Source organism: Flavobacterium muglaense, from assembly GCF_014305155.1.
GTDB classification, from domain to species: Bacteria; Bacteroidota; Bacteroidia; order Flavobacteriales; family Flavobacteriaceae; genus Flavobacterium; species Flavobacterium muglaense.
Window position 1 is genome coordinate 1 of record NZ_JACRUK010000030.1, and the last position, 11,296, is coordinate 11,296.

14 protein-coding genes are annotated in these 11,296 nt (G+C 34.4%); 11 read left to right on the plus strand and 3 right to left on the minus strand.

The window, feature by feature from the left end:
- Positions 1-119 precede the first annotated feature (119 nt).
- A complete protein-coding gene (locus H8R24_RS11895) occupies positions 120-470 on the minus strand; it encodes a 4Fe-4S dicluster domain-containing protein (protein ID WP_187019331.1) in 351 nt (116 codons plus the stop codon).
- A gap of 134 nt (positions 471-604) precedes the next feature.
- On the opposite strand from H8R24_RS11895, the gene H8R24_RS11900 reads away from it, so the two are divergent.
- The 6 genes from H8R24_RS11900 (at position 605) to H8R24_RS11925 (ending at position 5,377) form a co-directional block, all read left to right on the plus strand.
- On the plus strand, positions 605-1,663 hold the full coding sequence (locus tag H8R24_RS11900) for an acyl-CoA reductase (protein WP_187019333.1): 1,059 nt from the start codon (positions 605-607) through the stop codon (positions 1,661-1,663).
- A 93-nt stretch (positions 1,664-1,756) separates the two neighbouring features.
- Positions 1,757-2,827 carry a 3-phosphoserine/phosphohydroxythreonine transaminase gene (gene serC, locus H8R24_RS11905; RefSeq protein ID WP_187019336.1) on the plus strand — a complete coding sequence of 357 codons (1,071 nt, stop codon included), beginning with the start codon at positions 1,757-1,759 and terminating at the stop codon, positions 2,825-2,827.
- A 74-nt stretch (positions 2,828-2,901) separates the two neighbouring features.
- Positions 2,902-3,852, plus strand: a complete 951-nt coding sequence (locus H8R24_RS11910; protein WP_187019338.1) for a D-2-hydroxyacid dehydrogenase — start codon at positions 2,902-2,904, stop codon at positions 3,850-3,852.
- Between the two features lie 96 nt (positions 3,853-3,948).
- Positions 3,949-4,506, plus strand: coding sequence for a hypothetical protein (locus H8R24_RS11915; RefSeq protein ID WP_187019340.1), 558 nt, complete (start codon positions 3,949-3,951; stop codon positions 4,504-4,506).
- 101 nt (positions 4,507-4,607) lie between these two features.
- Positions 4,608-5,042, plus strand: a complete 435-nt coding sequence (locus tag H8R24_RS11920; RefSeq protein ID WP_187019343.1) for a DUF6146 family protein — start codon at positions 4,608-4,610, stop codon at positions 5,040-5,042.
- A gap of 32 nt (positions 5,043-5,074) precedes the next feature.
- Positions 5,075-5,377, plus strand: coding sequence for a DUF6787 family protein (locus tag H8R24_RS11925; protein ID WP_187019345.1), 303 nt, complete (start codon positions 5,075-5,077; stop codon positions 5,375-5,377).
- Between the two features lie 34 nt (positions 5,378-5,411).
- Here the strand turns inward: H8R24_RS11925 and H8R24_RS11930 are convergent, their stop codons facing one another.
- Together H8R24_RS11930 and msrA are read right to left on the minus strand one after the other, a co-directional pair.
- Complete coding sequence (locus H8R24_RS11930; RefSeq protein WP_187019347.1) at positions 5,412-5,717, minus strand: hypothetical protein; 306 nt, start codon at positions 5,715-5,717, stop codon at positions 5,412-5,414.
- A 49-nt stretch (positions 5,718-5,766) separates the two neighbouring features.
- Positions 5,767-6,315 carry a peptide-methionine (S)-S-oxide reductase MsrA gene (gene msrA, locus H8R24_RS11935; RefSeq protein WP_187019350.1) on the minus strand — a complete coding sequence of 183 codons (549 nt, stop codon included), beginning with the start codon at positions 6,313-6,315 and terminating at the stop codon, positions 5,767-5,769.
- A gap of 186 nt (positions 6,316-6,501) precedes the next feature.
- Here msrA and H8R24_RS11940 point away from each other — a divergent pair, with 186 nt between their 5' ends.
- The 5 genes from H8R24_RS11940 (at position 6,502) to H8R24_RS11960 (ending at position 11,271) form a co-directional block, all read left to right on the plus strand.
- Entirely contained in the window at positions 6,502-7,164 is a 663-nt protein-coding gene (locus tag H8R24_RS11940; RefSeq protein WP_187019352.1) for an ABC transporter ATP-binding protein, read from the plus strand.
- Between the two features lie 150 nt (positions 7,165-7,314).
- On the plus strand, positions 7,315-8,079 hold the full coding sequence (locus tag H8R24_RS11945) for a TIGR02757 family protein (protein WP_187019355.1): 765 nt from the start codon (positions 7,315-7,317) through the stop codon (positions 8,077-8,079).
- Between the two features lie 264 nt (positions 8,080-8,343).
- A complete protein-coding gene (locus H8R24_RS11950) occupies positions 8,344-8,712 on the plus strand; it encodes a response regulator transcription factor (RefSeq protein ID WP_187019357.1) in 369 nt (122 codons plus the stop codon).
- A gap of 21 nt (positions 8,713-8,733) precedes the next feature.
- Positions 8,734-9,840, plus strand: a complete 1,107-nt coding sequence (locus tag H8R24_RS11955; protein ID WP_187019359.1) for a HEAT repeat domain-containing protein — start codon at positions 8,734-8,736, stop codon at positions 9,838-9,840.
- 21 nt (positions 9,841-9,861) lie between these two features.
- The gene (locus H8R24_RS11960; protein WP_187019362.1) at positions 9,862-11,271 is read left to right on the plus strand and encodes a glycosyltransferase family 2 protein; all 1,410 of its coding nucleotides are present in this window, start codon (positions 9,862-9,864) and stop codon (positions 11,269-11,271) included.
- The last annotated feature ends 25 nt before the right edge of the window (positions 11,272-11,296 follow it).

An 11,296-nucleotide genomic window follows, 5' to 3' on the forward strand; every position in this document is an offset into this window, starting at 1 on the left:
GAAATCCTATTATAAGCGCTTTTTTAATCTCTAGAAAACGACGTTAATCAAAATATGCGTAGTTTTTCAGTGCCCTCACATTCGTTCAGGTTTTTTTTATAATTATGCAGCAATGCTCTTTATTCGTTGTGTAAAAAAGCTTGTCTGTTTAACAACGTTTCTTCCGATTCTACGTGATTGTCATCCGGAATACAACAATCAACTGGACAAACTGCCGCGCACTGTGGCTCGTCATGGAATCCTTTACATTCTGTACATTTTCCCGGTACAATATAATACACCTCATCAGAAACTGGCGTTTGAGCAGCATCCGAATCTACTTCGGTACCATCAGGTAAAATTACTTTTCCTGTTAGTTTTGTACCATCCTTATATCTCCAATCATCTGCACCTTCATAAATCGCTGTATTAGGACATTCTGGTTCACAAGCACCACAATTGATGCATTCGTCTGTTATTATAATTGCCATTTGCTATATTATTTATTATTCACGTCAAAAAAAATCTTAATTAGTAACTTTTGACTTTAAGACTTTTGACTTTCGACTTATTAAAGCTTATTTTTGTACAAAATTACAATCAAAACAATTCATAAGCAAACATTATGACATTAGAAACAAAAAAAAGTGTATTTGTTGAATTAGGCCTATTTTTAAGTCAATTTTCTCAAAACAACAATTCAAAAATACCAACTGTCTTAAATAATGATCTCTTTTTTGACGATTTCATAAACCTGATAGCACTTTCTCAATCTCATAATGGATGGTACACCCCCGAACAAGTTTATTTCTCCATACAATCATGGGCAAAAGCATTGACAAATGAAAACTTAACGCAGTGGACAGCAGCTTATAAAATGGAGCATGTAACACCCAAAAATGTTGCATTAATTTTAGCAGGAAACATTCCGCTTGTTGGGTTTCATGATTTTTTATCGGTATTGATCACAGGTCATAATGTACGGATTAAAACATCATCAAACGACCAACATTTATTGCCTTTTTTAGCCAAATACATTATAGCTATCGAACCCCTATTTGCTTCAAAAATTACATTTGTAGAAGGAAAACTAGAGAATTTTGATGCTGTAATCGCTACTGGAAGTAATAATACAGCACGTTATTTTGAATATTACTTTAAAGACAAACCAAGTATCATTAGAAAAAACAGAAACTCAGTTGCTGTATTAGATGGATCAGAATCAAAAGAACAACTGACCGCTTTGGGCGAAGATATCTTTAGGTATTTTGGATTAGGATGCCGCAATGTTTCTAAGTTATTTGTTCCTAAAGAGTATGTTTTCGATCCGTTTTTTGAAGCTATATTTAAATACCAAGACGTGATTCATTATGAAAAATACGCTAATAATTACGACTACAATAAAGCAGTGTTCCTGATGAGTAATTTTAAGTTATTAGACAATGGTTTTTTGACGTTAAAAGAAGACCCAAGTTACGCCTCTCCTATTTCGAGTGTGTTTTATGAACGTTATGAAAACCAAGCAGATTTACAAAAAAAATTGGACGATGAGAATGAACAAATACAATGCATTGTGAGTAATAATCTTATTGAAAACAGCATTGAATTTGGAGAAACACAAAACCCGCATTTATGGAATTATGCAGATAATATCGATACTATATCGTTTTTGTTAACAATATAGGTTAAATAAGTTTTATTTTTTCGAATTATTTAACAGTTTTTAAAGTCCTATTACCGAAATTTGCACTTTAATTTTTCGGACATAAACTACACCATGAAAAAACACAACTACAGCGCAGGACCTTGTATTTTACCACAAGAAGTTTTTGACAAATCAGCACAAGCAATTTTAGATTTTAATGAATCTGGATTATCTATTTTAGAAATTTCGCATAGAAGTAAAGATTTCGTTGCGATTATGGACGAAGCTAGAGCATTGGCACTAGAATTATTAGGATTAGAAGGTAAAGGATACCAAGCCCTTTTCCTTGCTGGTGGAGCAAGTCTAGAGTTCTTGATGGTTCCTTATAACTTAATGAAAGAAGGCGGTAAAGCTGCTTATCTTGATTCCGGTACATGGGCAAGCGGAGCAATAAAAGAAGCTAAATTTTTTGGAGAAACAGTTGTTGTTGCTTCATCAAAAGATCAAAATTATAACAATATTCCAAAAGGATACACAGTACCTACTGATGCTGATTACTTTCACTGTACAAGTAACAACACCATCTTTGGAACACAAATAAAAGATTTCCCATCATTAGACATGCCAGTGGTATGCGATATGAGTTCGGATATATTTTCTAGAGTATTAGACTTTACACAGTTTGATATCATCTATGCTGGAGCTCAAAAAAATATGGGACCTGCAGGAACTACTTTAGTGATTGTAAAAGAAGAAATTCTTGGAAAATCAGGTAGAACGATTCCAAGTATCTTAGATTACGAAAAACACATTAAAGCAGAGAGTATGTATAATACACCACCTGTTTTTCCTGTGTACGCCTCATTACTTACTTTACAATGGTTGAAAAACCTAGGTGGTATTGCTGCTGTTGAAAAATTAAACAACGCCAAAGATGCTTTATTGTACGCAGAAATTGACAGAAACCCTTTGTTCAAAGGGGCTGCTGCAGTGGAAGATCGCTCTAACATGAATGCTACTTTTTTATTGAACAACCCAGAGCATGCTGCTACATTTGATACGATGTGGAAAGCTGCAGGAATTTCAGGAATTCCAGGACACCGTTCAGTAGGTGGCTACAGAGCCTCTATGTACAACGCAATGCCTATTGAAAGCGTACAAGTTTTAGTAGATGTAATGAAAGAATTGGAAAACAAAGTTTAAAGTTTAGAAGTATAAAGTTCAATTAAGCAACTTTAAACAAATTAAACATTAAACTAATTAAACAAAAAAATATAATGAAAGTATTAGCAAACGACGGAATTTCTAAAAGTGGAATTTTAGCTTTAGAAAAAGGTGGATTTGAAGTAATTACTACAAAAGTAGCTCAAGAGCAAGTAGCGAACTATGTAAACGAAAATAACGTAAGTGTTGTTCTTGTACGTAGCGCAACTAAAGTTCGTAAAGATATAATTGACGCTTGCCCAGGGTTAAAAATAATTGGTCGTGGTGGTGTAGGTATGGATAATATTGATGTGGACTATGCTAAAAGCAAAGGAATTCACGTAATCAATACACCTGCATCTTCATCTGAATCTGTGGCTGAATTGGTTTTTGCTCACTTATTTTCAGGAGTACGTTTCTTGCATGATTCTAACAGAAATATGCCTCTTGAAGGAGATTCAAACTTTGATGGTTTGAAAAAAGCGTATGCTAATGGAGTAGAATTAAGAGGAAAAACACTTGGTATTGTAGGTATTGGTCGTATTGGTCAAGCTACTGCAAAGATGGCTCTTGGACTAGGTATGAAAGTAATTGCTGCGGATAGCTTTATCCCAAAAGTAGATGTTAAAGTAGAATTCTTTGACGGACAATCGATCACTACTAGTATTACTTCACAATCATTAGAGTCTGTTTTTAAAGAAGCCGATTTTATAACGCTACACGTTCCTGCTCAAGATGGCTACATCATTGGAGAGAAAGAATTAGCGATCATGAAAGATGGTGTAGGGATTGTAAACTGTGCTCGTGGAGGTGTTATTGACGAAGTTGCACTTGTAAAAGCATTAGACAGCGGAAAAGTATTATTTGCTGGATTGGATGTTTTTGAAAACGAACCAACTCCAGAAATGACTATTTTAATGAACTCTAAAATCTCTTTGACACCTCATATTGGTGCTGCAACTGGAGAAGCTCAAGATAGAATTGGAACTGAATTAGCATCTCAGATCATTAGTTTCATTGGATAAACAGCCAATTTTAATACCATATACAAGTGGGATTGTTAATTTATTTTAACAATCCCACTTTTTTTTGTACCTTTAAGGAAACGAAAAAAAATAAATATGTTCGAACAACTAACACAATTAGCACAACAATTTGGAGTAGATTCAGTAATCAACAATCCATCTGTTCCAAATGATAAAAATGAAGCCGTTATAGGCGAAGCCAGTAACTCTGTAATAAGTGGGTTACAAAAAATAGTTTCAGAAGGTGGTATGGACCAACTGGCTGGACTGTTTCAAGGAAATAATGCTGCAGATAGCTCAAACCCTGTAGTACAAAAATTAACACAAGAATTATCAGGTAACTTAGGTCAAAAATTTGGAATAAGTGCAAATGATGCTTCTGGTGTAGCTTCAAAATTAATCCCGCAAATACTAGGTTCATTAGTAGGAAAAGCAAAAGACCCTAATGACTCTAGTTTTGAAATCTCTGACATCATTGGCGCTATCTCTGGTGGAGGTGACAATGCTGGAATCATGGACGCAATTACAAAATACGGTGGACAATTTGGTTTAGACCAAAACGGTGACGGAAAAGTAGACATGAGCGATGCAATGGATGCAGTAACTAAAAAAGGTGGACTTGGTGGTATGCTAGGTGGATTATTCGGAAAATAAAAACCACATCTTTACGATATAAAAAAAAATCATTTGCTAAGGCAGATGATTTTTTTTGGGTTAAATTCTACAAACAATAATTTATTTTGTAAATTTATAAGATGAAGAAATGTGTTTACATAGCAGCAATTATTCTAATTTCGATCTATAGTTGTAAAACTTCCCAAACTCCTTATGCTCCAGAACGAAAACCAGCAGTTTCCCAAAATGACACCCTACGCATTGCTAATGATGAATTAGAATATGAAGTGATCATTATTGAACCTGGCTTCAATACTTGGCTAGCAGCTACAGCACAGCCACGCAATTATTATTCACAATCCTATTTAGAGACTAAAAACAGGATATGGATTGCAGAATGGAACAACCGCGTTCAACAACCCTTTCGCTACAATCCTAACTTATACGAAATGACCATTGCTTATAGCCCAACTATAAACTATGGCTACGAGGTAAATTACTTAATTTATAACTACTTAGTCTTTTTTCAAAATACATTTAAACAAAAACTATTTGGTTACGTTCCCTTAAGATAATGGTAGTATATTTGTAATCATTATAAATAAAAATGAAAGGATTAAAAAAACGTTGGGGAATAACATCTAATTTTCAACTAACCATCATATTTATCGTCTTTGCCATTACCGGTTCTGCTTCGGCTTGGTTGTCTAAACCCGTTTGTTTCTGGTTAGGAATCACCAAAGAAGATTGGGGTTTGTGGTTCACCCCCGTACGTTTAATCATCATATTTCCCCTCTATCAAGTACTACTGGTAGTCAACGGATTCCTTTTTGGTCAATTCAAATTCTTCTGGGAATTCGAAAAAAAAATGCTCAAACGATTGGGACTAGGGTTTCTTTTTAAGACATAAAAAAAAGGCTCGAAAGCCTCTTCTTTTAGCAATATTATTTTTCCTTTTTAATTATATAGGTATAAATCCAGGTTAAGGTAAAGGTAGGAATCACATCGGTAAACGGGATCAACTCTTCAAAGAATGCAATATAACCCGCTACTTTACCCACTTGTCCTTTATACATTTTAGTCATGATCAAACCCGCTATTGGTGCCCAAATCACATCTGAAAATTCTCCAAGAAAAGGGACCGTATAAGAAACCATTCCCAAACCATCAAAAAGAATCCCTAAGAGTAATTTTTGTGTTTTAGAAGATTGTTCTACAGCAACCGTTTCCATTTGTATTTCGTTTTTCATCCTATTTGTTTTTCACTATTCAGAACTACAAACACAAATGTGATGCCAATTATTCTTTTAACCTATCTTTGAACACTTTATGCAACTTATCCATTTTTGGCTTAATGACAAAACTACAATAGGATTGCTCTTTATTCCTGCTGTAATAATCGCTGTGATAATCCTCGGCTGAATAAAAAATGCTAGCCGCCGAAACTCTTGTCACTACTTCCTTCCCAAAGATGTTTTCCGAATTTAATATCGAAATAAAATCTAATGCTATTTCTTTTTGATCTTCATCATGATAAAAAATCTCACTCCTATATTGTGTTCCTACATCATTGCCTTGACGGTTCAAAGTAGTAGGATCATGCGTTGCAAAAAACACCTCTAGTAACTCAGAGAAAGAAATAACTGTAGGATCAAAACCAATAGCAATCGCCTCAGCATGTCCAGTATTCCCCGTACAAATATCCTTGTAAGTAGGATTAACAGTATCTCCTCCTATATAACCCGAAACGACACTAACTACCCCTTTTAACTCTAAAAAAACCGCCTCCGTACACCAGAAGCAACCTCCTGCAATTGTCGCTATTTCCAGCTTATTACCCTTATCCATTTTTATAAAATCTTATATTTTAAATTCAATAATACCAACTTAGCATTGACTATTACCACTATCATCCAAATTTAATCAAATTAATCCAGGCTCCCTTTTAGTATTAACTAAAATTTATAGATTGATCACCCTAAATTATACTATTATTAGCATAAAACTTTGTTTCTTTGTAGAAATTGGTCCAAAATGATACAAGCAAAAAACTTACATAAATATTACGACAGTCTTCATGTTTTAAAAGGCGTTGATCTACTCATCAAGCAAGGCGAAATCGTATCTATCGTTGGCGCTTCAGGAGCTGGTAAAACCACACTATTACAAATACTAGGCACGTTAGACAAACCATCTGCCGAAAACGGTATTGAACTACTCATCAACAATGAGGACATTACCACCATGAATGACAAAACACTGTCTAAATTTAGAAATTTAAACCTAGGCTTCATTTTTCAGTTTCACCAATTATTACCTGAATTTACCGCTCTAGAAAACGTATGTATTCCTGCTTTTATAGCCAATAAACCAAAACATGAAACGGAGGCCGAAGCCAAAAAACTACTAGACTATTTAGGCCTTTCGCACCGCATAAACCATAAACCCAACGAACTCTCGGGAGGGGAACAACAGCGCGTAGCGGTAGCAAGAGCCCTTATTAACAAGCCATCGATCATTTTTGCCGATGAACCTTCTGGGAATCTAGACACAGCCTCTGCCGAAAACCTTCATCAGTTATTTTTTAAATTACGTGATGAACTTGGTCAAACATTTGTAATTGTTACCCACAATGAAGAACTAGCAAATATGGCCGACAGGAAACTAATCATGGTCGATGGCCAAATTAGTAATTAGGAGCTATTTCCAGCTATTCGTTACAATCTTTGTTGTCCTTAAAAAACAGGACAACAAAGGATTTTCACTGCTATCTGGGCTAAAAAAAAACTACACCTAATAAACCATTCGATCCTAAATAAGTCACAACCATAAAGCTAGAATAAAACAATGGATGCATCGGAGCTAAAATCCTTTCTTGACCAAAAAGTCATTCAATACAACACACTCGATTTTATAGAAAGTGATCCCGTTCAAATTCCGCATCTCTTCACTCAAAAAGAAGATGTCGAAATTGCTGGTTTCTTGAGTGCCACCATTGCTTGGGGCAACCGCACTATGATTATTAAAAACAGTCACCGCATGATGAACCTCATGGGCAATACGCCTTATGACTTTGTGATGTCCCATTCGGAAACCAATTTAGAGCAACTCGATTCCTTTGTACATCGTACCTTTAATGGTGTCGATTTTACCCACTTTATTACCAGCTTAAAAAACATTTATCAAAACCATGAAGGCTTAGAATCCGTATTTACTAAAAACCAACATTTAGGAAATATGCAACTGTCAATCTCAGAATTCAAAAAAATATTTTTTGAGATTCCTCATCAATACCGAACGCAAAAACACGTTTCGGATCCCATGAACAACTCGGCTGCCAAACGCATAAACATGTTTCTAAGATGGATGGTACGGCAAGACAACAAAGGAGTCGACTTAGGAATTTGGAAAAGCATTTCACCAGCAGCACTCTCCTGTCCCTTAGATGTTCACTCTGGTAACGTGGCACGAAAATTGGATTTATTACAACGAAAACAAAATGATGCAAAGGCCGTTTTGGAGCTAGACAATAAACTTCGTGAATTTGATTCTTCTGACCCATCTAAATATGATTTTGCATTATTTGGGTTAGGCGTATTTGAAGGATTTTAAACTATTGCTTAGAATTGAATAGTCTCGATTAAAATAAAAAAGTAAAAACTAAAGCTTACTTATTTCTAGCACAATCTCTTATTTACAAAAATGTAGTACTAAGCTTTCAAAATGAATTAAAAATGCATTTAATCGGTGTTTTTTGTACTTAATCGATATTTGTAATTAAAAATAGATTAAATTTGATTGATAGTATTACAAATTAGTGATTTGCTTTAAAAAAGTAATTATCAGCCACAAATAAACAAAATAAAAACATATAAAATGAGCGAAGTAAAAAAAGTTCTTTTGGCAGAGGATAATTCGGTTCTCTCGTTGTTACTCAAGTTCAAACTTGAAAAAGAAGGATACCAACTTTTTATCGCTGTAAACGGTAAAGAAGCAATAGAAATTGTTGAAGCACACAGCCCAGACATCATTCTTACTGATATTATGATGCCATTTGTAAGTGGACTCGAAGTCATCAGTCACGTGAGATACAAACTGGAGATACAAACTCCTATCATCGTTTTCTCATCGGCAGGACAAGAGGAAATGGTGATCAAAGCATTCAACCTAGGAGCAACAGACTTTATGAGTAAACCATTTAGTCCAAACGAATTAAGTATTAGAATAAAACGATTAATGCGATAAACTTCATTATTCAACTAAAGTATGGCAAATATATATCAATATTGTATTGATTATTTCAATGATGCCCCGATAATTATCCAATTGTCGTGGGTTTTGAGTGCCCTATTTGCAGTAACTTTAATTAGTTTAATCTTCTATTTAAAATTCTTAAGAAGCACATTACGAACCAAAGAAAGAATACAAAATGTTTACCTTAAAAAATATGAATCTGATTTAATAGAGTACCTATACTCTGGAAATGAAGACGAGGAAATGACTAAAGAACAAGGAATCATTGTTAACTATTTACACAAGTGCGCCCAAAATAGACTAAAAAGAAAATTAATCATCACCACTTTACTTAAGCTAAGAAACGAAGTTTCAGGCGAAACAGCTGATGCCATTAAAAGATTGTATTACCAAACCGGTCTTATTGACTATGGTACTTTGAAACTACGCAGTAAAAAATGGGAAATCGTAGCAAGAGGAATCAAAGAACTTGCTCAATTTGATGTGACTGAGGTACATTACAATGTAATTGCCCAAATTAATCATCCCAAAAAAGAAGTACGTCGAGAAGTACAAATGTACTTGGTAAAACTATTCCATTTTAAAGGTCTTGATTTTCTTGATCTTTTAAAATCTCAATTATCAGAATGGGATCAGATTCAGTTACTTGAAATTTTGCAAAATTTTGATGACCAAAACTTACCCTCAACTACAAAATGGTTGCGTTCTAAAAACACCTCAGTGGTCCTTTTTGCTTTAAAAATTGCAAAAATATACAATCAATACGATGCCAAAGATGAAATTATCAAGCTACTAGAACATCCAGACCTCAATGTTCGTATTGATGCTATCGCAGTACTAGGCGATCTTGGTGTTTTTGAAATGGTCGATTTACTTAAAAACAATCTCAACGAAAAAGATATTGACGAGCAGATTGCTTTTTTCAAAATGATGGAAAACATGTACACTCCTAGTGACGTTGACTTTCTATTTGAATACATGAATCATGAAAATTTTGATATAAAAGTTTCGGTTAATAAGATTTTTAAAGAAATGAACATTCAAGACGCTAGTAAATTTCAAATAAACACAGCCCCAGAATCCCCCCCATCGAGCACCAACTTAATACAAGCTAGCTAATTCCTACTAAATAGCCCCCAAATGATAAACAATATAATTGAATTCTTATTTTTTGCTTTTTCATTAAGTGCTATCTTGTCGTACATTATACTAGCGCTTATATCTGCAGTGGAAACAATTGATTATATGAAAAAAAATAGCTTTGTGAACTACAAAGAAATTTTATCATCTTCAATATCCCCTTCTATTTCGATTATTGCACCAGCTTACAACGAAACGCTTAATATCGTTGAAAACGTTCGCTCATTACTTTCCAATCATTATGTGAACTATGATGTAATTATTGTAAATGATGGTAGCAAAGATGACAGTCTTGAGAAACTTATAAAAGCATACGACTTAGTTAAAGTAGACTACCTAATCAACAGTCAAATCCCTACAAAACCATTGCGCGAAGGCGTTTTTAAATCGACTAATCCTGCTTTTGAAAAACTAATTGTAGTTGACAAAGAAAATGGCGGAAAAGCAGATGCGTTAAACACTGGGTTAAATATTAGTCCTAATAAATATGTTGCCTGCATTGATGTTGATTGTTTGCTGCTTGAAGAAGCTTTGCAAAAAATGATCAAACCTTTTCTAGAAACAACCGACTCTAAAGTAATTGCGGCCGGTGGTGTAATACGAATCGCGAATTCATGTGTAATTAAAGACGGTAAACTACTTGATGTTAACTTACCAAAAAGCCTGATTGTGCGCGGCCAAATACTAGAATACTTAAGAGCTTTTCTTTTGGGTAGAATGGCTTGGAGTAAATTGAATGGCTTACTGGTTATTTCGGGAGCATTTGGAATTTTTGACAAAAAAACAGCCATAGAGGTAGGTGGTTATGATACCAAAACAGTAGGTGAAGATATGGAAATCATTGTACGAATGAGAAGACATATGGAAGAACAAAAAGTAAAATACAAAGTTGCCTACATACCCGATCCATTATGCTGGACTGAAGCTCCTGATAGTTATAAAATATTTATTTCGCAAAGAAACAGATGGACGCGTGGAACCATAGAAACCTTAAGAAAACATAGAAAAATTGGTTTCAATCGTGACTACCATACTTTAGGATTAATCAGTTATCCGTATTGGTTAATTTACGAAAGACTGGCACCTGTAATAGAGGTTACAGGCCTTATTTATTTCCTATATTTGCTGCTAAATCACTTTATCAGGTGGGATTATGCTATTGTTTTTATTTTGCTTTCGTATTTATTTACGGTTGCTTTCTCCGTTATCACCATCATTACAGAGGAACTTACCTATCATCAATACAAGAAAAAAGGCATTGGCTTTCAACTGCTTATGACAGCATTTTTAGAACCTATAATTAATCACCCTTTTATTCTGTACGCAGCTGCCAAAGGGAATTATGATTATTATTTTAATAAAAAAATAAAATGGGGAGAAATGACCCGAAAAGGAATGTCCAATGATTAAATTTATAAAAAAATTGAGCTAACAA

What these genes read in the sequence shown, in the direction of transcription:
- H8R24_RS11895 (WP_187019331.1), bottom strand. Translation starts at nt 470, where the DNA reads ATGGCAATTATAATAACAGACGAATGCATCAATTGTGGTGCTTGTGAA.
- H8R24_RS11900 (WP_187019333.1), top strand. Translation starts at nt 605, where the DNA reads ATGACATTAGAAACAAAAAAAAGTGTATTTGTTGAATTAGGCCTATTT.
- H8R24_RS11910 (WP_187019338.1), top strand. Translation starts at nt 2,902, where the DNA reads ATGAAAGTATTAGCAAACGACGGAATTTCTAAAAGTGGAATTTTAGCT.
- msrA (WP_187019350.1), bottom strand. Translation starts at nt 6,315, where the DNA reads ATGGATAAGGGTAATAAGCTGGAAATAGCGACAATTGCAGGAGGTTGC.
- H8R24_RS11940 (WP_187019352.1), top strand. Translation starts at nt 6,502, where the DNA reads ATGATACAAGCAAAAAACTTACATAAATATTACGACAGTCTTCATGTT.
- H8R24_RS11930 (WP_187019347.1), bottom strand. Translation starts at nt 5,717, where the DNA reads ATGAAAAACGAAATACAAATGGAAACGGTTGCTGTAGAACAATCTTCT.
- H8R24_RS11960 (WP_187019362.1), top strand. Translation starts at nt 9,862, where the DNA reads ATGATAAACAATATAATTGAATTCTTATTTTTTGCTTTTTCATTAAGT.
- H8R24_RS11920 (WP_187019343.1), top strand. Translation starts at nt 4,608, where the DNA reads ATGAAGAAATGTGTTTACATAGCAGCAATTATTCTAATTTCGATCTAT.
- H8R24_RS11950 (WP_187019357.1), top strand. Translation starts at nt 8,344, where the DNA reads ATGAGCGAAGTAAAAAAAGTTCTTTTGGCAGAGGATAATTCGGTTCTC.
- H8R24_RS11945 (WP_187019355.1), top strand. Translation starts at nt 7,315, where the DNA reads ATGGATGCATCGGAGCTAAAATCCTTTCTTGACCAAAAAGTCATTCAA.
- H8R24_RS11955 (WP_187019359.1), top strand. Translation starts at nt 8,734, where the DNA reads ATGGCAAATATATATCAATATTGTATTGATTATTTCAATGATGCCCCG.
- H8R24_RS11915 (WP_187019340.1), top strand. Translation starts at nt 3,949, where the DNA reads ATGTTCGAACAACTAACACAATTAGCACAACAATTTGGAGTAGATTCA.
- serC (WP_187019336.1), top strand. Translation starts at nt 1,757, where the DNA reads ATGAAAAAACACAACTACAGCGCAGGACCTTGTATTTTACCACAAGAA.
- H8R24_RS11925 (WP_187019345.1), top strand. Translation starts at nt 5,075, where the DNA reads ATGAAAGGATTAAAAAAACGTTGGGGAATAACATCTAATTTTCAACTA.